Source organism: Streptomyces sp. NPDC021012 (assembly GCF_044333355.1).
GTDB lineage: Bacteria > Actinomycetota > Actinomycetes > Streptomycetales > Streptomycetaceae > Streptomyces.
Genome location: NZ_JBIRQU010000003.1, coordinates 868,461 through 891,143, shown reverse-complemented (window position 1 = coordinate 891,143; position 22,683 = coordinate 868,461). Strand labels below are relative to the sequence as shown.

At 71.9% G+C, this 22,683-nt stretch carries 17 protein-coding genes; 8 read left to right on the top strand and 9 right to left on the bottom strand.

Annotated elements, in window-relative coordinates:
* Positions 1-20 precede the first annotated feature (20 nt).
* Complete coding sequence (locus ACH4TP_RS13850; RefSeq protein ID WP_398437739.1) at positions 21-1,232, bottom strand: Cmx/CmrA family chloramphenicol efflux MFS transporter; 1,212 nt, start codon at positions 1,230-1,232, stop codon at positions 21-23.
* Positions 1,233-1,547: 315 nt separating this feature from the next.
* Between ACH4TP_RS13850 and ACH4TP_RS13845 the strand changes: the two genes are divergently transcribed.
* Both ACH4TP_RS13845 and ACH4TP_RS13840 read left to right on the top strand, forming a co-directional pair.
* Entirely contained in the window at positions 1,548-2,882 is a 1,335-nt protein-coding gene (locus ACH4TP_RS13845; protein ID WP_389225056.1) for a cation:proton antiporter, read from the top strand.
* Positions 2,879-3,598, top strand: coding sequence for a 4'-phosphopantetheinyl transferase (locus tag ACH4TP_RS13840; RefSeq protein WP_398437737.1), 720 nt, complete (start codon positions 2,879-2,881; stop codon positions 3,596-3,598). Before ACH4TP_RS13845 ends, ACH4TP_RS13840 begins: the two co-directional genes overlap by 4 nt.
* Here ACH4TP_RS13840 and ACH4TP_RS13835 read toward each other — a convergent pair.
* The gene (locus ACH4TP_RS13835; RefSeq protein ID WP_398190079.1) at positions 3,595-4,581 is read right to left on the bottom strand and encodes a ParB N-terminal domain-containing protein; all 987 of its coding nucleotides are present in this window, start codon (positions 4,579-4,581) and stop codon (positions 3,595-3,597) included. The genes ACH4TP_RS13840 and ACH4TP_RS13835 overlap by 4 nt on opposite strands.
* A 583-nt stretch (positions 4,582-5,164) precedes the next feature.
* Between ACH4TP_RS13835 and ACH4TP_RS13830 the strand changes: the two genes are divergently transcribed.
* The 3 genes from ACH4TP_RS13830 to ACH4TP_RS13820 are packed head-to-tail and all read left to right on the top strand — an operon-like array spanning position 5,165 to position 7,479.
* Positions 5,165-5,701 (top strand): hypothetical protein, encoded by a 537-nt coding sequence (locus ACH4TP_RS13830; RefSeq protein ID WP_389225062.1) that lies wholly within the window; start codon positions 5,165-5,167, stop codon positions 5,699-5,701.
* Positions 5,702-6,223: a hypothetical protein gene (locus ACH4TP_RS13825; RefSeq protein ID WP_389225064.1), complete on the top strand. Its 522-nt coding sequence runs from the start codon at positions 5,702-5,704 to the stop codon at positions 6,221-6,223.
* Entirely contained in the window at positions 6,217-7,479 is a 1,263-nt protein-coding gene (locus ACH4TP_RS13820) for an MAB_1171c family putative transporter (protein ID WP_398437735.1), read from the top strand. The genes ACH4TP_RS13825 and ACH4TP_RS13820 overlap by 7 nt, the downstream gene beginning before the upstream one ends.
* Positions 7,480-7,505: 26 nt before the next feature.
* On the opposite strand, the gene ACH4TP_RS13815 is transcribed toward ACH4TP_RS13820, so the two are convergent.
* Complete coding sequence (locus ACH4TP_RS13815; protein WP_398437733.1) at positions 7,506-8,759, bottom strand: SLC13 family permease; 1,254 nt, start codon at positions 8,757-8,759, stop codon at positions 7,506-7,508.
* Positions 8,760-8,867: 108 nt separating this feature from the next.
* Positions 8,868-9,989 carry a PrpF domain-containing protein gene (locus tag ACH4TP_RS13810; protein ID WP_398437731.1) on the bottom strand — a complete coding sequence of 374 codons (1,122 nt, stop codon included), beginning with the start codon at positions 9,987-9,989 and terminating at the stop codon, positions 8,868-8,870.
* 173 nt (positions 9,990-10,162) lie between these two features.
* Here ACH4TP_RS13810 and ACH4TP_RS13805 point away from each other — a divergent pair, with 173 nt between their 5' ends.
* Positions 10,163-11,116 carry a LysR family transcriptional regulator gene (locus ACH4TP_RS13805; protein WP_398437729.1) on the top strand — a complete coding sequence of 318 codons (954 nt, stop codon included), beginning with the start codon at positions 10,163-10,165 and terminating at the stop codon, positions 11,114-11,116.
* 108 nt (positions 11,117-11,224) lie between these two features.
* Here the strand turns inward: ACH4TP_RS13805 and ACH4TP_RS13800 are convergent, their stop codons facing one another.
* From ACH4TP_RS13800 to ACH4TP_RS13780, 5 genes are all read right to left on the bottom strand, one after another.
* Positions 11,225-13,849, bottom strand: a complete 2,625-nt coding sequence (locus ACH4TP_RS13800; protein WP_398437727.1) for an RICIN domain-containing protein — start codon at positions 13,847-13,849, stop codon at positions 11,225-11,227.
* Between the two features lie 39 nt (positions 13,850-13,888).
* Positions 13,889-16,282: a non-reducing end alpha-L-arabinofuranosidase family hydrolase gene (locus ACH4TP_RS13795; protein WP_398437724.1), complete on the bottom strand. Its 2,394-nt coding sequence runs from the start codon at positions 16,280-16,282 to the stop codon at positions 13,889-13,891.
* A gap of 294 nt (positions 16,283-16,576) precedes the next feature.
* On the bottom strand, positions 16,577-18,214 hold the full coding sequence (locus ACH4TP_RS13790) for a sigma-70 family RNA polymerase sigma factor (RefSeq protein WP_398437722.1): 1,638 nt from the start codon (positions 18,212-18,214) through the stop codon (positions 16,577-16,579).
* Between the two features lie 296 nt (positions 18,215-18,510).
* Positions 18,511-19,932: a non-reducing end alpha-L-arabinofuranosidase family hydrolase gene (locus tag ACH4TP_RS13785; protein ID WP_398437720.1), complete on the bottom strand. Its 1,422-nt coding sequence runs from the start codon at positions 19,930-19,932 to the stop codon at positions 18,511-18,513.
* Between the two features lie 519 nt (positions 19,933-20,451).
* Positions 20,452-21,234, bottom strand: a complete 783-nt coding sequence (locus ACH4TP_RS13780) for a helix-turn-helix transcriptional regulator (RefSeq protein WP_398190049.1) — start codon at positions 21,232-21,234, stop codon at positions 20,452-20,454.
* 144 nt (positions 21,235-21,378) lie between these two features.
* Between ACH4TP_RS13780 and ACH4TP_RS13775 the strand changes: the two genes are divergently transcribed.
* Both ACH4TP_RS13775 and ACH4TP_RS13770 read left to right on the top strand, forming a co-directional pair.
* Positions 21,379-22,194 (top strand): phytanoyl-CoA dioxygenase family protein, encoded by an 816-nt coding sequence (locus ACH4TP_RS13775; RefSeq protein WP_398437718.1) that lies wholly within the window; start codon positions 21,379-21,381, stop codon positions 22,192-22,194.
* Entirely contained in the window at positions 22,191-22,526 is a 336-nt protein-coding gene (locus ACH4TP_RS13770; protein ID WP_398190044.1) for a hypothetical protein, read from the top strand. The genes ACH4TP_RS13775 and ACH4TP_RS13770 overlap by 4 nt, the downstream gene beginning before the upstream one ends.
* Positions 22,527-22,683 lie beyond the last annotated feature (157 nt).

The window sequence follows — 22,683 nt, the reverse complement described above, 5'->3', positions numbered from 1 at the left end:
ACCGGAGACGGGACGGACGGTCAGGAACGGGCCTCCACCGGGCGCTCGGTGGGCGTGTTCTCCGCGGCACCGGCGGCGCCCTTGGCGCCGGTGATGCCGGCGGCCCGGGCCGCGCCCGCCAGGACGAGCGCGGTGGCGACGAGCACGGCGCTCACCACCAGCGGCGAGCGGTAACCGAACTCGGCGCCCAGGGCGAGACCGCCCAGGGCGGGCCCGGCGGCGGCGCCGACGTTCAGGGCGGCGGTGGCGAATCCACCGGCGAGCGTGGGGGCGCCCGACGCCGTGTAGAGGGCCTGCGCGATCAGCGTGGAGCCCACGCCGAACGAGAGCGCGCCCTGGACGAAGACGAGGGCGAGCGCCACGACCGGGTTCCCGGCCGTGAGGGCGAAGACCAGCCAGCCGGCGAGGAGGGCCGCGCCACCGAACGCGATGACCTGGCCGGGACGGGTGTCCGCGAGCCGGCCGCCCACGTTGACCCCGACGAAGGACCCGATGCCGAACAGCGCGAGCGTGGCGGGCACCCAACCGGAGCTCAGCTCCGTCACGTTGGTGATGACCGGCGCGAGGTACGTGAACGAGCAGAACGTCGCTCCGTTGACCAGCGCCCCGAGCAGGAGCGTCACGCCGACCCGGGGCGTGCGGAGCGCCCGCAGTTCGTGGCGGACGCTGGGGGCCGCGGGGTCGACGGGCGTCGCGGGCACGGACCACAGCACCGCGACGACCGCGGGGGCGGAGATGATCGCGACCCCCCAGAACGCCGAGCGCCAGCCCCAGACCTCGCTGAGGACGGCGCCGAGCGGGACGCCGGCGATGCAGGCGAGGGTGACGCCGCTGAGCAGGATCGAGGTCGCCCGGCCCTTGGCCTGGGGGCCGGCCATGCTCGCCGCGGTGGCGAGGCCCACGGCGAGGAAGCCCGCGTTGGCGAGTGCGGCGATCACCCGCGTGACGAAGAGGACTTCGAAGCTGTTGGTGAGGGCGCCGACGACATGTGCGAGGAGGAACGTGATGAGGAAGCCGAGCAGCGCCCGGCGGCGCGGCCAGCGCAGGCTCAGCATCGCGACCAGCGGTGCGCCGATGATCATTCCGACGGCGAAGGCCGAGGTGAGCGAGCCGACGGCCTGGAGGGACACGCCGAAATCGGCGGCCATGTCCTCCACGAGCCCGGACAGCATGAATTCCGACGTTCCCTGGGCGAATACGGCCAGCCCGAGAACGTAGATGGCGAATGGCATGAAAAAGCTCCAACTACATCGCAGAAAGGGGAGACGCGACGCATGGACGAAAGGCCGTGCGTGGCGTGGGAGACGTCCCGGAGAGAGCTCCGGACGTGATCCCGCGATGCGGTTGATCCGTGGCGAATGCGCGACGCGCTGCTCGGCGGCAGAGGCCGGGGGAAGCAGGGTCGTCAGAGGGTTACGCGATCAGCCACCGGATCACCGGTGGCTCGCTTCTTTCCGCCTCAGGACTCGACATACCTCTCAACATAGCAACGCCCGGAACGCCGTGTCTAACGACTTGGACATCCCCGGCGCGGAGAAGGAGTGTTCATGACGACCCACCAGACAGCCATGATCATGATGGGGCTCGCGGTGGTCCTCGCACTGGCGCACGTGCTCGGGCGCCTCGCACGGCGATGCGGCCAGCCGGCCGTCCTCGGCGAGATCCTCGCCGGCATCCTGCTCGGTCCGACGCTGTTCCACGGCGCGCTCTCGGACGCGGTCTTCCCCACGGACGTCCGGCCGATGCTCGGCACGCTCGGGAACCTGGGCGTCGCGCTGTTCATGTTCCTCGTCGGCCTCGAACTCGACCACCGGCTGCTGCGCGGGAACAAACGCGCGGCGGTCGGGGTGTCCGTGGGGTCGATCGTCTGCTCGTTCGGACTCGGCGCGGTGCTGGCGGTGTGGCTGTGGAACGCCCATCCGGTCGGCGACCGGCTCGGCTTCGTGCTGTTCCTCGGCGCGGCCATGTCCATCACGGCCTTCCCGGTCCTCGCCCGCATCCTCACCGACCGGGGCATCCAGCACACGCGGGTCGGCGCGCTGGCGATGGCGAGCGCGGCCGCCGGGGACGTCGTCGCCTGGCTGCTGCTCGCGGCCGTCCTGACCTTCACGGGAAGCCAGAGCTCCTGGCAGGTGCTCCTGGTCCTGCCGTACGCCGTGGTCATGATCGCGGTGGTGCGGCCGCTCCTCGGCAGGTTCCTGGCCGCCCGTGAGCCCGGCGTGCCGGGTGCGGGCGGGCCCGGGGCGGGCGAGCGGGGGCCGGGAGCCGGGCCGCTCGGGGTCCTGACGGTGCTGCTGCTCGTCTCCGGCGCGCTGAGCGAGTGGTTCGGGCTGCACTTCATCTTCGGCGCGTTCCTCGCGGGCGCGATCGTGCCGCGTCAGGGCACGGAGCGGCTGCGCGCGGCGGTCGCCGACCGGTTCGAGGCGGTCACCTGGATGCTGCTGCCCGCGTACTTCACGGTCGCCGGGCTGAAGGTGGACCTGGGCACGGTGGACACGGACGGGCTCGGCGAGCTCGGCCTGATCCTCCTCGTGGCGGTCGGCGGCAAGTTCGGCGGCGCCTACCTGGGAGCGCGGGCCACGGGCAGGCCCGGACGGTCGGCCACGACGCTGGGCATCCTCATGAACACCCGCGGTCTCACCGAACTCATCATCCTCGGCGTCGGCCTGCAACTGGGGCTGCTCGACACGGACCTGTACTCCCTCATGGTCGTCATGGCCCTCGTCACCACCGCCATGACCGCGCCCCTGCTGCGCTGGGCCTACCCGCGCCAGATGGTCGACGCGGACCTGCGGGAGCTGGCCGCGGAGTGGGAGGCGGCGGTGCCGCGCCCCCAGCCCGCCCGGCCCGTGGGCGGGGAGCCGTCGGGGGCGAAGCGGTGACCCCGACGCTCCTGACCGGGCTCGTACCGGAAGCGGCGCTGACCGCCGAGGAGTTCGGCGACGTCCCGGACGCCTGGATCTTCCCGGAGGAGGCGGCCGTGCTGAGCCGGTCGGCGGACCGCCGGCGCCGGGAGTTCGCCACCGTACGGCACTGCGCGCGGCTCGCCCTGACCGCCCTCGGCCGGCCCGCCGGGCCGATGGTGCCGGGGGAACGGGGCGCCCCGACCTGGCCGGAGGGCGTGGTGGGCTCGATGACCCACTGCGAGGGCTACCGCGCGGCCGCCGTGTCCCGCAGGATCGACGTCGCCGCCCTGGGCATCGACGCCGAACCCCACGCACCGCTGCCGCCGGGCCTGCTCCGGCGGATCGCGTCACCCGCCGAGCGGGCCCACCTGACGGAGCTGTCCCGGGCCCGGCCCGCGCTCCACTGGGACCGGCTGTTCTTCAGCGCCAAGGAGTCGGTGTACAAGGCGTGGTTCCCGCTGACCGGGACCTGGCTGGACTTCCGCGAGGCCGAGCTGGTCCTCGACCCGTACCGGCAGTCCTTCCGCGCCCGTCTCCTGCGCACCGGGCACGACGACGAGGGGCGACCGCTCCACGCCCTGCACGGGCGGTGGCGGGTCGGCCGCCGGCTCGTCGTCACCGCCGTGGCCCACCGGGTGGCGGCCGCCGCCCCGGGCGGAGCCGGCGCGGCCACCGTGTCCGGCCGGCGCTAGCCGGTCAGGGAGTCCTCGACGCACCGCAGCTCCTGGGCCGTCCCCTTGAGGTCGTCGGCACAGGCGGACAGGATGTCGGCCACCGCGCTCCGGCCGTGCAGGGGGATGGTCGACGCGAGGCGCTTCCACTCCTCCGTGGTCCGCAGCTGCGCGTGCAGGCGCTGCAGGACGAGCCGTCCGCTCTCGCTGAGCCGGAGCGAGGGGTCGTTGCGGAGCCCGTCGAGGAGGGTGATGCGGCGGGCGAGGTCGGGCGCGCCCCGCCGGCCCGTACGCTCCTCGTCCGGTACGGGCGGCGCGGGGGCGGTGGGACCGGCCGCGGGAGCGTCGGTACGGCGGCCGTCGGGAACCGCCGGCCGCCCGTCGGCCAGCCGGTGGCGCACGTCGCGGGCGGTGCCCACGGAGATCCCGGCCTGCCGGGCGATCTCCCGCAGCGAGGCCGCCGGATTCCGCCGGATCACCTCGGCCGCCACCCGGCGGCCCTCCGCCGTGGTGGACGGGCGGACCCGGCCGTCCCGCCCCACCCGCGCCTCCGGTCGCGCGTCCGGGTCGGCGATGTCCCGTCGCAGCGCGCCCACGCCGGTGGCGCTCCATCCGGTCCGCTCGGCGATGCTCCGGTCGGACCAGTGGGGGTGGGTACGTAATATCCGCAGCGCCGCCTGCTTCCGCTCGTCGCTGGAGAGCGGAAGCCCGTGCCGCGTGTTGGACTCCACGGCGAGCAGGAAGGCCGCCTGCTCGTCGCCCTCGAACCAGCGCGCGCCGATGGTGTCCATCCCGCGCAGCTTCGCGGCCCGCACCCGGTGCATGCCGTCGATGACCCGCAGGGTCGCCCGGTGCACCAGGATCGGCGGGAACTCCGTCTCGCTCTCCGCGAGCGCCCGCACGTGCGCCTGGTCGAGCGCGAAGCGCGGCGAGTCGGCCGGCAGCAGGGTGTGGATGTCGATGTCGAAGGTCGACGCCTGTCGTAGATCCGAAATCATGGACATCAATGCCTCCAGGAACGCACGTCATCAATGACAGGAAAGGCGGTACGGCTCCGCCTGCGCGGGCACGACGGAGCGGCGCGGGGAGAGGAGTCACCGCGTGGGAGCGCACGGGGATCACGAGTGAGGGGTGGGGGGCGTGGGGGTGGGGGTGGGGGTGGGGGGCGTGGGGTGTGGGGGTGTGGGGTGAGCAGGGAAGCGGGGCCGGGAAGGCGGCGGAGGGTCAGCGCACGGCGCGTGGGTACGGAGCCGTACGGGGTACGGCGGCACCGGCCGCGAAGCCGGTTCTGCGCAGGGCCGCGGCACCCTGTGGGCGGTCGACGCCCGACCGGTGCGCCCACCGGTCCTGCGTGTCACGCGGCTCCACCATGCGATCGCGATCCTTTCGAGGGATGGGCGACGCCTCGTCGGCGACCGTAGCCGAAATGTGACGCTAAGCCAGCGCATGATCAGGCGTCAACACGTCCGCTGACGTGGACAGCTCCATCCGCCTCGGCACGTGTCCTGAATCGTTCTTGTCCGCTCCTGCGGACGGGGATACACATGGTCCGAGCCCTCTGCGGGGTCTTCGGGAAGGATGGTTCGCATGGCTGGGGAACCGGCGTACGACGACGGAGTGCGGCCGCTGCTGCGGAAGTTCGACCAGCGGCTCACCGAACTGATCCACGCGGTCTACCCCGACGAACAGCAGCGGCCCGGATACGCCCGCCTCGCCCGGGAGATCAGCGCGGCGACCGGCGGCTCCATCTCGGGGACGTACCTGTGGGAACTCGCCACGGGCAAGAAGCGCAACATCACCCTCGAACAGCTCGACGTCCTCGCCCAGTTCTTCGGGGTGCCCCCGGAGTACTTCCTCAACGAGGAGGTGTCGCAGCGGGTGAAGGCCCAGCTGGCGCTCGCCACCGCCCTGAGGGACACCAAGGTGCGCAGCCTGGCGATGCGGGCCTCGGGGCTCTCGCCCGCGAGTCTCGACTCCCTGCTGACCATCGTGAACGAGACCAGGAAGGTGCAGAACCTCCCCGAGGTCGACCCCCAGGGGGACGGGCAGGGGCGCCGGAGCAGACGGAGAGACGACGGCCGGAGGACGGAGGACGCCCTGTTACCCGAGACGGAGGAGCGGTAGGTGCTGCAATCGCTCACCCTGCATCGGCGCTGCCGGAGGCTCGCCGAACAGGTCCGGCTCCCCAAGCCGTTCTCCATCGCGAGCTTCCGCGACCACGTCGCGGAGCAGCGGGGGCGGCCGCTGTACCTCCACCCGTTGCCGCTCGAAGCCGCTTCGGCCGGCGCCTGCGGCGTCTGGCTCGCGACGGCCGCGGACGACCACATCTTCTACGAGCAGCACACCTCCCCGCTCCACCAGGAACACATCGTGCTCCACGAGTTCGGCCACATGCTCTTCGACCACCGTCCGGCGGCGGGCCGGCCGGAGGAGGACGACGCCCTGCGCGCGGTCCTGCCGGACCTCGATCCGCGGCTGATCGGGCGCCTCTTCGGGCGGACCAACTACACCACCCTCCAGGAGCGCGAGGCCGAACTGCTCGCGAGTCTCCTGCGCACCGGGGCTGACCAGCCGCCGCGCCGCGAACCAGAGGGCCCGCTCGCCAGCCTGAGCGCGGCCCTCGGAGTCGAGCACCCCGAGTGCTGAGCTCGCATCTGACCGCGTTCGGCACGTGGCTCACGTACCCCGGTTGTCTCTGCATCTGTCTCGCCGTACTCCTCCGCGCGAGGCCGTCCCTGCGCTCCGCCGACCAGCGCGGGCTGTGGCTGGCGGTGGCCACGGCGGGCGTGGCGATGGTCCTCGACCTGCCCGTCGTCACCGGGACGGCACGGGATCTCACCGGTACCGGCCACGCCGTCGACCTGGCGAGGAACCTCACCGGTGTCGTCTCGGCGGGTGCCGTCCTGTGCTTCGTCTTCGCCCCCGTGGGGAGCCGCCGATTGCGGATCGGCCTGTTCGGCGCCACCGGCACGGTCATGGCCGTCCTGGCCGTCCTCGACCTCACGGCCCCCGCGCATCCCTCCCACTCGGTGATCGCGACCGGGGGCCCGGCGCCGTCCTTCGCCTACTGGCTGACGCTGATCGCGACCCACATGGTGGCGAACTCCGTGTGCCTGGTCGTCTGCTGCTGGTACGGCCTGCGCACCGACGACCGGCTCCTGGCCACCGCCCTCTGGCTCTTCGCCGCGGGCACCGCGTTCGCCGGGCTGTTCTGGACCGGCCGGCTGCTGCGTCTCGTCCTCGACGTGGAGTGGGTCTGGCCGTACCTCCCGCTCCTGATCAACCTGCATGCGGTGCTGCGTGCGGCGGCCGTCCTCGTCCCGACCGCCGCCGCGCTGGCCCGCGCGGTGACCGACGCCCGCACGGTGTGGCGTCTCTGGCCCCTCTGGCACGCGCTGGTGGGCGCCGTCCCCCACGTCGTCCTGACCGGACGCCGTACGAGACTGCTCGAACTCCTCTTGCCGCCGATTCCGCGGGGACTGCTCGCCTACCGCAAGCTCATCGAGATCCGGGACGCCATGCTGGAGCTCGACCACTACGTGCCCCCCGGGCTCCCGCTGCTGGCCCGCGACCACGTCCGGCCCCACGGCCTCACCCCCGCCCAGGCCGACGCGGCGGTCCTGGCCTGTGTGATGAGGGAGGCCCGCCGGGCGAAACTCGCGGGCGTCCCGCGCTGCGCCATGGAAGCAGAATCGTTTCCCCTCGAAGCGGCCCCCCTGCTCCTCCCCCGCAGGGAACACCCGACCACCCTCACGGCCGAGAAGACCCACCTGATCGACCTGGCCCGCGCCTACACCTCGCCCCCGGCCCGCTCCTTCGCCCCGGCACCGGCGGGGCACGTGGCACCGCACGGCGCGAGGCGGGAGTCTCCAGCTGTCCGAGAGGCCCCGAGACGGGTTTGACGCCCTGTCCGTCGTCGGTCCCCGCGCTATGACCAGGGCACGACCAGGGCGCCCCAGGCGACGACGGGGCCGAGGGCGACGATTCCGCCCGTGTAGCCGATGACCTGGCGGTAGAAGCGGCGGGAGTCCACCCCACGGGCGTTGCTGAGGACGAGTGCTCCGTTGGTCGAGAAGGGAGAGGTGTCGACGATCGTCGTGGAGACGGCGAGCGCGGCGATCAGTCCGGCACCGCTGAGGTGGCTGGAGAGCAGCAGCGGTACGGCGATGGGGATGATCGCCGTGAGGATCGCGGTGGAGGAGGCGAAGGCGGAGGTGACGGCCACGGTGAAGCACAGCAGCAGGGCGACGACGAGCGGGGCGCCCAGGTTGGCGGCATGCTCGGAGAGCTTCTCGATGACCCCGGCCTTCTCCAGCATCGTGATGTACGTCATCATGCCCGCGACCAGGAGCAGGGTGGACCAGCTGACGCCGTCGACGGCCTTCTCCTGCCGCTTCATGTCCACCAGGGCAAGCAGCGCGCCGGCGGCCAGCGCGAGGAAACCGATCTCCAGGTGGAAGCCGAGCGCGCCGACGACGAGGGCCACCAGAGAGGCGAGGGTGAGCCACTGCCTCCAGTCGGGCCTGCCGGAGACGGCGGGGTCCTCGTCGGCGGCCGCCTCCGCGGCGCCCTCGACCAGCGGGGTGGGACGCTTGGCGAACAGGGCGTAGGTGAGGATCGAGAGCACCAGGTTGACCAGGAAGCTGGCGCTGAACAGCGCCACGGCGGAGACCTGCACGTCGGTCTTGTCGACGAGGCCGAGGACCAGCGCACCGGAGACGGCCAGCGGGGAGAACGCGCCCGCGTGCGCGCCGCTGATCACCATCATGCCGACGACGAGCGGGTTGAGCCTGTAGCGGTAGGCGAAGTTCAGGCCGATCGGCGCGAGGATCGCGACCGCGGCCGGGGTGAACGTACCGAACGCCGTCAGCAGGGCGGCCACCAGGAACAGCACCCAGGGGATGAGCTGGACCTTGCCGCGTACCAGCCTCACCCCGGCCGCGACGAGCCGGTCGATGGTGCCGTTGCGGCGGGCGACGGAGAACAGGTAGGTGACTCCGACGATGGTGACGAAGACCTTGGCCGGGAACCCGTCGAAGATCTCGGCCTCGGTGAGCCCGAGCGAGGCGGTGCCGACGGCGAAGGTGGCGACGAAGGCGAGGATGCCCAGGTTCATCGGCAGCACGGTGCCGAGCACGAACATCACAAGGAGGGCGCCTATGGAGATCACTTCAGCAGACATCTTTGTCCTTGGTGCGGTGGGGACGGGGTGGCGCGCCCCGGGGGGCGCGAGGGTATCCCGGTGCGGACGGCGGGGAGCCGGCCCGACCGAGGTGGTGTTCGCCGCGGCTCAGGCGGCTCGCGGGCTGCCCGCTTCCGGTACGTAGATGCGGGCGTCGGCGAGCAGACGGGCCGCGCGCTGCACGGTGACCCGGTGCGGCAGGCCGTTCCTCACGTCGGTGCAGCGGACCGCGAGGACGCCGGCGGGCGTGCCGAGGCGCAACCACTCGCCGGCCGGGCCGCCCGTGGCCCGGGAGACCACGGACCCCTCGAGGAGTCCGGCCGCCGCGACGGCGACGGCGGAGGTCAGGCCGATCGCGGGGTGCGGGGCGTTCATGCTGAGCATGCGCACCGACACGTCGTAGTCCTCGGCACCGATCGGTTCACCGAGGGTGGTGGTGTACGGCACGGGCGGGCCGACCAGGCCCACCTTGGGCACCGCGTCACCCGGTTCCCCGCCCGGCCGGAGCAGCCCCATCAGGGGTGCGGCGGTGTGCCGGACGGTGCGCAGCCAGGGGACGTCCGCGCTCATCCGCTCCAGTGACTCGGCGCCGGTGCGCCCGGCACTGGCGGCGTCGACGAGGACGACCGGAGCTCCCGCCGTCACCATGCTCACGCGTACCGGCTCGGCGGAGCCGACCCGCAGGTCCTGGGCGGCCCGGCCGGTGGGGAGCAGCGAGCCGGTCGTGCCACCGGCCGGGTCGCGGAAGGCGAGGCCGACCGCGACCCCGCCGGCACGGGTTCCGGGTACCGTCTGGCGGCCGAAGTGGTGGACCACGCCTCCGGTGGTGTCGACGATGCCTTCGAGGACCGCGCCGGTGTTGGTGTTGCGCATCACCACGCGCGTCCGGTCGCCGGTGACCGGAACCATTCCCTTGGTCACCGCGTACAGGGCGACGCCGGTGGCGCAGTTGCCGCAGTTGCTCGTCCACTCCACCGAGCCCGTCCCGATGCCGACCTGGGCGAACAGGTAGTCGACGTCGACGCCGGGTTGGGGTGAGGCGCCGACCACGGCCGCTTTCGAGGTGGTGGGGGTCGCCCCGCCGACCCCGTCCAGTTCCACGGGGTCGGCGGCGCCGTACGCGGCGACCAGCAGCCTTTCGAGGTCGCCGCGGTCGGCGGGGACTTCGACCTGGTTGAACAGCCAGCACTTGCTTGTGCCGCCACGTACCAGGGTCGCGGGAATGTGCACGTCTGAGGCTCTTCCTGGATCGACGAAGGGGAGGGAGAAGCGCCGAGGCGGCGGTTGAGGGCGCATTGCGGGCCGGTGAACCGCTCGGCGGTCGCGGAGACCTTCGCAGAGCCATGACTTCGGAACAATCGCGGTTTGCTTCACCTGGGTTTAGCTCAGCTAAAGTCGACGGCATGCTCAACGTGCGCCGTCTGCTGCTGCTCACCGAGGCCACCGAACGCGGTTCACTCACTGCCGCGGCGGAAGCCCTCGGCATGACCACCTCCGCCGCTTCCCAGCAGATGTCCCTGCTGGAGCAGGAGGCGGGGCAGCCCCTGATCGAGCGGCTGCCCCGCGGTATCCGACCCACCCCGGCGGGTGCCGCGCTGGCCGAGCGCGGCCAGGCCATCCGCCGGGAACTCCGCGCCGCCCAGGCCGACCTGGACTCCTTCACCGCCCTCGACCAGGGCACCCTGCGGCTCGGTTCCTTCCCCACGGCGAGCGCGTCCCTGCTGCCGCTGGCGCTCACGCGTTTCCGACGCCGCCACGCCGGCATCCGCATCGAGGTACGCGCCGGGGTCCTCGCGGAGCTCAGGGAGATGCTGCACACCGGGGAGGTGGAGCAGGGGCTGCTCTGGGACTACGAGTGGAACCGCCTCGACGATCCGGCGCTCGCCGTCACCCACCTGCTCGACGACCCCACGGTGCTGGTCGTCCCCGCCGACTCGGCCCTGCGCACACACGCCTCCGTGCGCCTCGGCGATCTCGCCGACCAGGAGTGGATCATCCGCGCCGACAACCATCCCGTCGCCGACGTCCTGCGCCGAAGCTGCCGCCAGGCGGGATTCGAGCCGCGCATCGCCTACTCGTCGCACGACTACCAGGAGGCGCAGGCCATGGTCGCCGCCGGTCTCGGCATCGCGCTCGCACCCCGACTGGCCCTCACCAGCCGACGCAGCGACGTACGCCTCCTGCCGTTCGCCTCCGACGTCCCGGCCCCCACCCGCCGCATCCTCCTCGCACGCGCCGCGGCACGCCCCGCCACCCCACCGGCCCAGGCGATGGCCCGCGTCCTGCGCGCGGTGGCGCGGCGCTTCACCGCCCCGGACCTGCACCGGGTCCAGTTGGGGGCGGTCCGGCGGGGCTGACGGCGCGGCCACGAGCCGCCCCGGGCGCCTGAGGCCAGGCGCGGCAGGGGCGGCATGGTGGCCGCCCTCCGGCCGATGGGGCATACCGGCCAGAGGGCGGCAGTCGGGTCAGGACGGGTCGCCGTACTGGAGGCCGCGGCCGTTGGTGCCGATGTAGACGCGGCCGTAGGTGTCCGGGTCGCCGGTGATGACGCCGACGCCACCGATGCTGCCCCACTGGTGGGCGTCGTCGTTGACGCGGAGCCAGGTGGCGCCCTTGTCCGTGGAGCGGAAGACGCCGGTGACGTCCTTGACGGTGCCGATCAGGTACAGGGCCTGGTAGGAGGCGCCGGGTGCGGCCTTGCCGAAGCCGAGGGCGGAGGCGGACTTCACCGTGGTGAGCGCGGTGAAGGTGCGGCCGCCGTCGGTGGAGTGCAGCAGCCCCTGGCCGCCGCCGGCGATCCACAGGTCCCCGGCGACGCCGGGGACGGCGGTGAGACGGCCGGAGGGCAGGTTGCCGGCGCGCGGGCCGAAGGTCGCTCCGCCGTCGGTGCTGGCGTAGAGCGTGCCGCCGGACAGCGAGTAGAACGTCCTGGCCGAGGAGCGGTCGGCGACGACGACGGCGTCGGTGCCCAGTCCGCCGACCCTCGACCAGCTCGCACCCTTGTCGGTCGACCGGTACGGGACCTGGCCGGCCTGGGTCCAGACGATGGTCGAGCCGTCGGCCGCGAGCGCGACGCGGCCGTCCTGGGCACCGGCCACCGGCTCGGCCCTGAAGCCGTTCCAGCTGAGGCCGCCGTCGGTGGAGTAGCCGCCGTCCTGCGCGCCGCCGTGGCCGACGCGGACCATCGTCGAGGGCGTGGACTGGGCGAAGTCGATGTCCGTGCTGTTGGTCAGCATCGGGTTGCCCAGCCGCCCGGCCGGGACCTTGTTCAGGTCGTCGTGCCGGAAGCCGCCCTGGTCTCCCATGGCGGTGACGACAGCGGCACCGCCGGGCGGGGCGATCGCGTCCATCAGCGCGGTCTCCTCCAGGCCCCGCGCCCCGGCGGCCCAGTGGCTGGTGCCGCCGCTGTCGGTGGCGTTGGCGTCCTTGCTGCGCCAGATGCCGTTGCCGGTGCCGTACAGCACGTGCCCGGAGTCGAAGGGGTCGATGGCCAGGGCGGTCATCCAGTGCCCGGTGTGGGTGCCGACGTAGGGAGCGGCGGAGGCGTTCCGCACCGACTTGTCCGCCAGTGCCTTCCAGGTCGCGCCGCCGTCGGTGGTGCGGTAGATCTCGTCCTCGGGCCACCAGCGGTCGAGGGTGGTGACCATCACCGTGGACGGCCGGCGCGGGTCGACGGCCAGGCCGGAGAACCCGTAGCCGCCCTGGGACGGGGAGACGTTCTTCCACGTCCCGCCGGCCGGTGCGTACTTCCAGACCGAGCCCGCCGTCACGCCGTTGGGTCCGAGGACGTCGGTGTACGTCAGGTACAGCGAGCCGTCACCGGAGAGCACGCCGTGCTGCGGCAACCGGCCCGTGGGCTGGCCGGGGACGGCCTGCCAGGTGGTGCCGCCGTCGGTGGAGCGGTACAGGGAGGTGGACCTGTCGGCGACGCCGACGTAGACCGTCCTGCTGCCGGCCGGGCCGTACGTCACGAAGGAGATGCCGCCACCGCTGCTCGCCCCGTCCTTGACGGGGAACGAGGAGACCTGCCGCCAGGTCGCACCGCTGTCCGTGCTGCGCCACAGGCCGTTCTTGCGGGTGCCGAGGAGCAGGGTGCGGTTGTCCGAGGGGTCGACCACCAGCCGCTCACCGGCCCCGCGGCCGTCCTCGTTGCCGCCCAGCTTGAACGGCAGGTCGGTGCGCTGGAAGGTGCGGCCCCGGTCGGTGGAGCGCAGGATCGCGCCGTTGCCGGCCCAGTCGTTGGTGTAGGTGCCCGTCGCGAGGTAGAGGCGGTTCGGGTCGACGGGGTCGGTGGCCAGCGCGTCGATGCCCAGCAGGTTCCAGTCCTTCTCGCCGAGCCAGTCGGTCAGCGGGATCCACTGCTCGGCCGCGGTGTCCCAGCGGTAGGCGCCGCCCATGTCGGTACGCGCGTACAGCAGGCCCTTCTCCTTCTGGTTGAACACCAGCCCGGTGACGTAACCGCCGCCCACCACCTGGGCGTTCTTCCACGCGTACGGTCCGGTCCCGGTGGCCGGGACCTCGGCCGTCCTGACCAGCTTCCACTGCTGGTTGGTGCTGCCGTGGCCGCCGTACTGGATGACGGCCGCGCCATCGGCCGTGGAGCCTCCGGAGACGTCCAGGACCTGGCCGCTCCTGCGGGAGGTGAAGGTGACGGCGTCGGAACCGCTCACCTCGTCGACCCGCCACTCCTGGGAGGCGGAGGAGCTGTCGGTCTGCTGCTCGGCGGCAGCCGCCTGCGCGGTCGAACCGCCCGCTATGCCGAGCACTTTGCCGCTGTTGCGGTTCACCAGCTCGTAGTAGCCGTCGCCGGTGGACCGCAGCCGCCACTGCTGGTTGGCCGTGTTCTGATCGGTCCACTGCTGGATGCGGGTGCCGTCGGCGGTGGAGAACGCGTTGACGTCCAGCACCTTGCCGCTGCGCACCGAGACCAGTTTGTAGTAGGCGCTGTCGTCGACCGTCGCGGCCTGCGAGTCGTCCTGCACGAACAGGAAGTACGGCACGACGGTGGCGGGCACGCCGAGCAGCAGAACGGTGACGGTCCCGCGACGGCGGTGACGTCCGCGGCGCCTGGTGTTGGTGGGGTTGTTCATGGGGGGTGTTTCTCCTTGTGCGACCGTGGGTCGGGCAGGTCAGCGCTGCAGGGTGAGGACGCCCGGCCGGTACGGCAGTCGGTCGTAGGGTCCGTCAGCGGTGGGGGACTTGCCCTGGTAGAGGAACTGCAGGTTGCAGGGGTCGATGGTCATGGTCTGGTCGGGGTTGGTGCGGACCAGGTCACCGTGGCTGATGTCGTTGGTCCAGGTGGCGCCGCTGTTGGCCTTGCCCGCGAAGGGGCTGCCCTCGGTGGCGGCCTGCGGGGTCCACGCACCGCTCAGGCTGGTGGCCGTGAACGAGCGGAAGTAGCGCCGCTCGGTCGCGCCCCGGGCCTCGACGATCATGAGGTACTGGTTCTGGTCCTTGACCTTGTAGACCTGCGGCGCCTCGAAGAGGTTCTTCTCCGTGTCGCTCATGACCGTCGTGTACGACGAGCCGAAGCTGCCCGGGAAGTTCCCGATCGGCATGCTGGCGCGGTAGATCTTGCCGTTGTCACCGGCGAAGAACAGGTACATGTTCTTCTCGTCGGCGATCAGGGTCTGGTCGATCGGTCCGGTGCCGGATTCGGTGCGGGGGATGCTGCCGGTGAACAGCGGCTGCGGCGCGGACCAGCCGTTGGGGTCGGTGGGGTCGCTGGACGTGCGGTAGCTGAAGGGCGAGGCACCCCACTGGTAGGCGAGGACCCAGATCTTCTTGGGTGCGAAGTAGAACAGGGTGGGCGCCACCGCGTTCTGGTTCATCTTCGTCTGGCCGGCCGACGCCATGTCGGACCAGTTCGTGAAGGGGCGGAACGCCATCGAGCCGTACGAGGTTCCCGACGCGCTCGACGCGTAGACGAGGTGCTTGCCGTCGTACACGACGTGGGTGAAGTCCTTCACCGCGGCCCACCCGTTCGACGGCTGCGCGAGGGCACCCGTCGAGCTCCACTTGTACGTCGTCGGGAGATCACACGTGCCGCTCCCCGTCCCGGACGGGGCGGTCCAGGTCCACTTCTGGTTGTTGACGGACGCGCAGGCGTACAGCTGGAGCGTGGTGCCGTTCGCGGTGGCGGCGCCGACGGCGTCGAGGCACAGCCCGGACTGGACGCCGGTGATCGAGCCGTCGGCGTTGATGTTCCACTGCTGGTTGGCGCCGCCGTTGCAGTCCCAGACGATCACCGGGGTGCCGTTGGCGGTGCCCTTGTTCTTGGCGTCCAGGCACTTGTCGCCGTGCACCTTCAGCTGCTTGCCGGCGGTGCGGGTCCAGCGCTGGTCGGCCTGTCCGCCGCAGTCCCACAGGTGCGCCCGGGTGCCGTTGGCGGAGTCGGGGATGCCGACGCAGCGGCCGGAGGCGACGCCCTTGATCTCTCCCGTACCGTCGGCCGGCTTGCCCGGGGTGGTACCGGAGCCGGAATGGAGGGCGTTCATGACGGCGGTGTACGCGGGCTTGGGCTTGCCACCGCTGTCGAACAGCAGCGGGCTCTCGCCGCTGCGCCAGGAGTCGCTGTCACGGACGCCCCACACCGTGATGCCGGTGCACCGGGCCACGGACAGGCAGGTGCCGACCGCGTTCGCGTACTGGACGGGTGAGGCCTGGGCGATGTCCAGCTCGGTGATCTGGACGTCGACGCCCAGGGCGGCGAAGCCGGCCAGGGTGGTCCTGAAGCTCGCCGGCGGGCCGCCCGCCCCGAAGTGGCTCTGGAACCCGACGCAGTCGATGGGCACGCCGCGGGACTTGAAGTCCTTGACCATGCGGTAGACGCCCTGGGTCTTGGCGTCCGACCAGTTCTCGATGTTGTAGTCGTTGTAGCAGAGCTTGGCCGAGGAGTCGGCCGCGCGGGCGGTGCGGAACGCCTCCTCGATGAAGCCGTTGCCCAGCACCTGCTGGAAGACGGAGTCGCGGAGCTGGCCGCTGCCGCCGTCGGCGAACGCCTCGTTGACCACGTCCCAGGCGTAGATCCTGCCCTTGAAATGGGTCATCTCGGTCGTGATGTGGTGGTTCATCACGCCGCGCAGCGTGCCCGCGTCGCGGATGACTTTGACCCAGGAGGGGAGCTGCGAGTGCCAGACGGTGGTGTGGCCGCGCAGGCGCTGGCCGTGCGCCAGGGCACGATCGACGATCCGGTCCGCGGGACCGAAGCTGAAATTGCCGCGGGACGGTTCGACCGCGTCCCACTTCATCTCGTTCTCCGGGGTGACCATGTTGAACTCCCGGTCCGCGATCGCGGTGTACGCGGAGTCGCCGAGCCTGCCGGCGGCCACGGCCGTACCGAAGTACCTGCCCGAGGGGGCGGCCTGGGTGCCGAGGCCCGCGGCTCCGGCGGAGCTGGGGAGGAGCGTCACGACGCCGCCGGCCACCAGTGCCGTGGCCGACAGTCCTATCGCCCATGTCCGGCGTCGCCGGCGGAGCCGGTGCAGACCCTTGGCCCTGGGCTCGTGGGTGTGTCGCGTCATGTGAGGGGCTTTCTTCAGGGGGATACGTCAGTGGGGGAGGTCGTGACCCTGCCGCGTCGGCACGTCATGACGGGCGGCGGGAAGGACACCCCTGAAGTGGAGGCTTCCGGGCTCGCGGTCTCGTAACAGAAAAGTCGCGCCGTCCGCAGGATCGCCCCGTGAGGCATCTCGCAGGCAGAAAGCGTTATGCCGGACGCCGTGGCCTGGTCGCGCCCGCTGGAGAGGGGCGGCGCAGGCTGGAGGAGCACCGGCTGTGACGGTGCGATTCGGTCGGGATGGTCCGAGGAGCGGTGCTCAGGCCCCGGGGCTGCGCACGATGAAGGAAGCCTGGCCGGCGAAGGCCCGCGTGCCGTCGGAGCCGTCGAGCCAGATGCCGCCGTCGCGGTGGCGGAGGACCGTTCCCGGATAGTTGTGCGCGTGCAGGGTCACGGACCCGGCGACCGCCCCGGGACGGGGGCAGAAGGTGGCGTCTTCACGGAACAGTGCGCTGCCGTCGTCGGCGCTCAGCCGCAGCCGCAGGTACTGGTGGCGAAGATACCGGCCGTCCGCGGCGCGGAAGGTGACGCACCCCGTGTCGGCCAGTCCCCCGACGACCGTGAAGGTGACCCGCTGACGCGCCTGCGCGCCGCTGGACGCGGCGACGCTGCCGAGCGCCGCGAAATCGCCCGCGTACGTGACGAACAGGCCGGGACTGTCCGCGGACTCCAGCGACTGCGCGCCCAGCGGAACAGTGCCCGCGACGGCGGACGGGCCGACCGGGGACGGGCTCACCGAGGGCGGGATCACCGGGGACGGACTCGCCGACGCCGGGATCACCGGGGAGGGACTCGCCGGCGACGGTCCGGCCGAGGCGGTGGTGCGCGAGGGAAGGGGCGCGGGAGCGCCGACCGTGGGAGCGGCGGTGGCGGTGGCGCTGGGCGCCCGAGGCGCCGGTTCGGGCCAGGCCGCGTAGGTGGCGGTCCCGGCGATGAGCACCGCGCCGGTCGCGAGGCTCACCAGCGGATGAGCGGTCACCGTCTGGAGTTTGCCGATGAGAGCGCCGTGCAGGCCGCCTCCCCCCGTCGCCGTCGCCGTGCCGACGGCGACGGGGGCCGCGGCCAGCCCGGCGGCGCTCGCCGCCGTACCCGACAGCAGGCCCTTGGCGGTCAGCGCGGCGATCAGTGCGGCCGGGACGGCCAGCGTCGTGAGGCTGAGGGGCAGCAGTTCGGCCGGAACCCGTTCTGCCGACGTCGTCCCGCAGACCGGGCAGTCCCGTGTGTGCCGCGCGATCCGCTTGCGCCACACCGACGCATGGTCACCGTTCCAGCCGGCGACCGTCCCGTCCAGCTGCGGACAGCGCGGGACGGCCTCCAGCGCGGCGACGATCGTCCGGCACAGTTCCAGCTGCTCGCGCATGCGCTGCAGGCGCACTCCGACGTGCGCGACCGTGAGCCCCGTCGCGGCGGCCATGTCCTCCCGGCTGAGCAGGCCGGCGCACTCCTGCCACCACAGCGACAGCAGCACCCGGTGGTCCGGGTCGAGCCACCGGCCGGCTTCGACGACCCGGCGCCGCTCGTCCGACACGTGCAGCCGCAGGATCGTCACGTCCACGGGCTCGGCGCCGGCGTCCGGTATCCGGCGTGCCTCGTCGATGACCGTGGTCCGGTCGGCGAGGGTGTGCTGCCGGTGCCAGTGGGTGTTGATCTGGCGGAGCGTGATCGACACCAGCCAGGACCGGAAGCTCTCCGGGGCACGCAGGGCGGGCAGGTCGCGCACCACGCGCAGCAGGGTCTCCTGGACGACGTCGTCGACGTCGGCATGTCCGCTCAGCGCTCGCCCGACGATGTTGTAGACCAACGGCAGGTACGCGGCGATCAGCTCCTCGCGCGCCCGATCGTCACCGGCCTGCGCCGCGACGACCAGCCCCGCGTGGTCTGCGTCAATGAGCCCCATTCCCACCTTCTCCAGGGGAGCGATCAGCCGAGTACGGCGGCACACCCTAGCCTCGGCGAAGGCCTACGGCCAAAGTCCGCGCCTCGGTCGCACGGGCCGGCCCGTACCCACAGGGAAGGTACGGCGCCCGAGGACGGCCGGGTTCGTGGACGATCCGAGACCGAGGACCGCGCCGTTGCAGTGTTCGCCGAGCGGCTGCGACCGCCCCCACCAGCCCGCGTGGCAGGGACCCCGGCCGCCGCACGGCCGGGGTCCTTCGAGGCGTCGGGTACCGGCTCTCGGACGGACCGGGCGGGTCAGCGCTGGAGGGTGAGGACGCCCGGCCGGTACGGCAGCTGCAGGTAGGGGGTGCCGTCCGAGGAGGGAGACCTGCCCTGGTAGAGGAACTGCAGGTTGCAGGGGTCGATGGTCATGGTCTGGTCGGGGTTGTCGCGGACCAGGTCACCGTGGCTGATGTCATTGGTCCAGGTGGCACCGCTGTTGGCCTGGCTCGCGAAGGAGTTGCCCGCGGTGGCGGCCTGCGGGGTCCAGGAGCCGCTCAGGGCGGTGGCGGTGAACGAGCGGAAGTAGCGGTGCTCGTTCGCGTCCCGGGCCTCGACGATCATGAGGTACTGGTTCTGGCCCTGGACCTTGTAGACCTGGGGCGCCTCGAACAGGTTCTGCACCGTGTCGCTCATGACCGTGGTGTACGAGGAGCCGAAGCTGCCGGGGAAGTTCCCGATCGGCATGCTCGCCCGGTAGACGCTGCCGTTGTCACCGGCGAAGAACAGGTACATGTTCTGGTCGTCGGCGATCAGGGTCGGGTCGATCGGGCCGCCGGTGGGGAGGCTGCCGGTGAACAGCGGCTGCGGCGCGGACCAGCCGTTGGGGTTGGTGGGGTCGCTGGACGTGCGGTAGGTGAAGGGCCAGGCGGTCCCCCACCCCAGTGAGGCCAGCACCCAGATGTTCTTGGGCGCGAAGTAGAACAGGGTGGGCGCCACCGCGGACGAGGGCATGGCGGTCTGGGGGGCCGAGGCCATGTCCGACCAGTTCGCGAAGGGAGCGAATCCCATCGACTTCCACGACGACCCGTCGGAGTAGGTCGCGTAGACCAGGTGCTTGCCGTTGTGGACCACGTCGGTGAAGTCCTTCAGCGACGCCCAACCGTTCGCCGGCTCCGCCAGCGGACCGGTCGAGGTCCACCGGTACGTCGACGGAAGGGCGCACGTGGTGCCCGTCCCGGACAGGCCGGTCCACTTCTGGTTGCCGGCGCCGCTGCAGTTCCAGAGCTGCACCGCCGTCCCGTTGGCCGTACCGCCGCCGCTGACGTCCAGGCACAGTCCGGACTCCACCCCGACGACCGAGCCGTCGGAGTTCACCCTCCACTGCTGGTTCGCCCCGCCGTGACAGGTCCAGATCTCCACCCGGGTGCCGGCCGTGGTGGCGTGGCCCGGAACATCCAGGCACTTGCCGCCGTACACCGTCAGCTGGTTGCCGGACGTCAACGTCCACTGCTGGTTGGTCCCGCCCGAGCAGTCCCAGATCTGCAGGAGCGTTCCGTCGCTCTGGCCGGCGTTCGGCACATCGAGACACCGGCCGGAACCCACACCGCGCAAGGCGCCGCTGGTGGCCGCCTGAGCCGGGGCCGCGACGAGCATCGACGCCAGCGCCACCACGGCCGCGACCACGGCGGTGAGCACTACGGACAGAGGCCTGCGGTGGGAACTTCGTCCACGCATCGAGATGTCCTCTCTATAGGGATGGAGCCGCCGCACGGTCCGCTTGCCGTTGACACGCGTGCCACCTGACGGCGCGCCAGGAGGTGGGACCGGTCGGCGAGGAAGCCGGCGGAGGGGTGCGCCCCCGGCCGGCCGCGCGCGAAGGCGTTGCCGTCAACCGGGTCGGCGAGGGCGGATTACAGCTCCGCAAGGGGGTGTTAGCGCTAACAATTCAGGGTCGAAGCAAGCCCCCATGAGGGGGCGGAAGAGATCTTGAGTGCGAGCGGAGTCAATACCCGCCCACCTGGGCACGTCAAGATGGCTGCAAGGACTTTCCTGACGGAGGCGGCGCACCCCCACGTCACGCTCGCTTCCGTCACCCCGACCGATCGCGGGAGCACGCTCGTGAACGCGAACCGGATCGGTCCGCGTTCACCGCCTTCCGCAGTCGAGCAGCTTGCCGCTGTTCGCGTTCCTCATCTCGCGGCATCCGTTTCCGGCGTCGATGCCCGCCCGGGCCAGGGCACCGTCGCGCGGTGCCTACGGGCCGGGACGGGCGGCACGGATGCCGCGTGGGGACGCGCCGAGTTCACGGCGGCAGGTCTTGTTGAACGCCTGCAGATCGGGAATGCCGACCGAGGCGGCCACGGCGGGGATGGAGAGCGTGGTGGCGCGCAGGAAGTGCCGAGCCCGCTCCATCCGCCGGGCCCGGATGTAGCCGACCACCGTCTCCCCCGTGGCAGCCCGGAACAGCCGGGTCAGGTGGTTGTGGGAGACGCCGACCGTCTTCGCGATCTCCGGCACCGCCAGGGGCCCCGTCAGCCGCGCCTCGATCAGGGCCACCGCGGCCGCCACCGCAGGATGGACGGCCTGCGCGCTCTGGTCCCGTGGCGGGGTGAGCCGGGCGACCCGCCACAGGGCGCCCCACACCTCGGCGACCGCCCGTGACGGCGTGTGCGGCCAGGCGGCCAACGCCTGCCGCAGCTGCACGGTGAGGAAATCCAGTTCCGGACCGGCCGGCTGGATCACCGGGATGCTCGTGGCCGCTCCCCTGGTGCCCAGGCGGAGGTGGACGTAGAGGTGCTCGGAGCGGCCCCGGTAGCGGTAGCGGACCTCGGTCCCGGGCGGTACGAGGCTGACCCGGCCGGGGCGGATCGAGTGCTCGGTACCGTCTACCGTCAAGTCGGCGTCGTAGCTGTACAGATGGAGCTGCCACAGGTCCGGCAGCGAGAACACGTCCACGTGGCCGGCCGGCCCGTGCACGCCGATGCCGACGGCGGCGAGTTCCGGAGGCTCGTCGAGACGGGCGAGGGCCGTGTGCATGGCCCCGAGTTCTACCACGGCGTCCGCAGCCCGCTCCAGGGGCGTGGAGCTCGGTTCACCAGGAGACGGCATGGTGAGAATCGACCACTACTGGGTGAACGCGGCCCACCCGGCGGGGCCGCGGGCAGGCCTAGCGTGGCCGTCATGGAGAACAGGAAGGAACTGCTCAGCTCAGTACAGATGGCGCGCTTCGTCGCGCGCGGATCGCTGCGGCTGGACGCCGTGGTCCCGGCGGAGCTGAACGCCGAGGGCCTGAAGGTGCTGGCCGACGACGTGCCGCCGGTGCCGTACGGGACGCCGTTGCCCGCGGCCTACCCCGAGGGCTCGTTCGTCCGCAGGCTGCTCGAACTGCCGCAGGTGGCAGGGGCCCTGTACAGCCTGGTCGGCCCGGAGCCGTGGGTGGACCACCACTTCGTGCACACCCGCGAACCTCACGGAGGCTCCGCGCAGTCGTTGCACGGGGACGCCATCATCGACGTCCGGCCGGACGCCTTCGACGTCCAGCTGATGTACTACCCGCAGGCCGTGACGCTGGAGATGGGCGGAACGCTCAGCGTGCCGGGCAGCCATCTGCGCCGGACCAACGAATCGGACACCGGCCGCTACCAGAACCTGCGCGGCCAGGACCGGCTGGTCTGCCCGGCCGGCACCGTGGTGTTTCTCCACCACGGCATCTGGCACGGAGGCCGGCGCAACGACAGCGACACCCTCCGCTACATGTTCAAGATCCGCTTCAATCCCAGGGTGCGTCAGCGACGTCTGTGGGACACCTCGGATCTCCACGACCCGCAGGTGACCACGGAGCTGGACGCGATGTTCCCGTGGTACGAGGGAGCGACCGGCCGGCTGGAGCGGTACAACCGCATCCTGCTGTGGCGGGAGCTGACCGGCGACGACGGCTTCGACCTCGACCACTGGGTGACCAGGGTCTCCAACCGCCCGAAGGGAACCGCGGCATGACGACCGAAGCGGTTCTTCCCGCGCGGGCCGGCACCGCGGACGCCACCGCCCCGGTGCTGCGGCAGCAGGTGCTCGTGCTGTACCTGGCGGACTCCTCGCTGGACTCCCATGTCGTCGGCTGGTCGCGCTACGACGGCACCGGCCGCACCTCGCCCACCACGGGCGACAGTGACGAGCCGCCGTACGAGTCGGGGGTGGCCGCGCTCCGGGACGGCTGGCGGCTGTTCCAGGCCGCCCAGCTGATCCCGCCGTACCCGGGTCACGAGTACGACGTCTCCTTCCTCAAACACGAGTTCTTCTTCGAACGGATCGTCGACGCGTCGGCGCCATGACACGCCGGAGGGACCATCGGCCCGCCCCGGTTCAGGCCGTTTCGGCCGGGGCATTCATGTGTGAGCGTTAACAGAACTCTTGACGGAACCGAACAGGCCCGTGGCCGGACGGCTCCGGCCGTGGCCCCGGGCGGACGAGGAGGCTTCCACCGAGGGC

Coding starts and splice junctions, on each gene's coding strand:
- ACH4TP_RS13850 (WP_398437739.1), bottom strand. CDS start 1,232: ATGCCATTCGCCATCTACGTTCTCGGGCTGGCCGTATTCGCCCAGGGA.
- ACH4TP_RS13845 (WP_389225056.1), top strand. CDS start 1,548: ATGACGACCCACCAGACAGCCATGATCATGATGGGGCTCGCGGTGGTC.
- ACH4TP_RS13835 (WP_398190079.1), bottom strand. CDS start 4,581: ATGTCCATGATTTCGGATCTACGACAGGCGTCGACCTTCGACATCGAC.
- ACH4TP_RS13830 (WP_389225062.1), top strand. CDS start 5,165: ATGGCTGGGGAACCGGCGTACGACGACGGAGTGCGGCCGCTGCTGCGG.
- ACH4TP_RS13815 (WP_398437733.1), bottom strand. CDS start 8,759: ATGTCTGCTGAAGTGATCTCCATAGGCGCCCTCCTTGTGATGTTCGTG.
- ACH4TP_RS13805 (WP_398437729.1), top strand. CDS start 10,163: ATGCTCAACGTGCGCCGTCTGCTGCTGCTCACCGAGGCCACCGAACGC.
- ACH4TP_RS13800 (WP_398437727.1), bottom strand. CDS start 13,849: ATGAACAACCCCACCAACACCAGGCGCCGCGGACGTCACCGCCGTCGC.
- ACH4TP_RS13795 (WP_398437724.1), bottom strand. CDS start 16,282: ATGACGCGACACACCCACGAGCCCAGGGCCAAGGGTCTGCACCGGCTC.
- ACH4TP_RS13790 (WP_398437722.1), bottom strand. CDS start 18,214: ATGGGGCTCATTGACGCAGACCACGCGGGGCTGGTCGTCGCGGCGCAG.
- ACH4TP_RS13785 (WP_398437720.1), bottom strand. CDS start 19,932: ATGCGTGGACGAAGTTCCCACCGCAGGCCTCTGTCCGTAGTGCTCACC.
- ACH4TP_RS13780 (WP_398190049.1), bottom strand. CDS start 21,234: ATGCACACGGCCCTCGCCCGTCTCGACGAGCCTCCGGAACTCGCCGCC.
- ACH4TP_RS13775 (WP_398437718.1), top strand. CDS start 21,379: ATGGAGAACAGGAAGGAACTGCTCAGCTCAGTACAGATGGCGCGCTTC.
- ACH4TP_RS13770 (WP_398190044.1), top strand. CDS start 22,191: ATGACGACCGAAGCGGTTCTTCCCGCGCGGGCCGGCACCGCGGACGCC.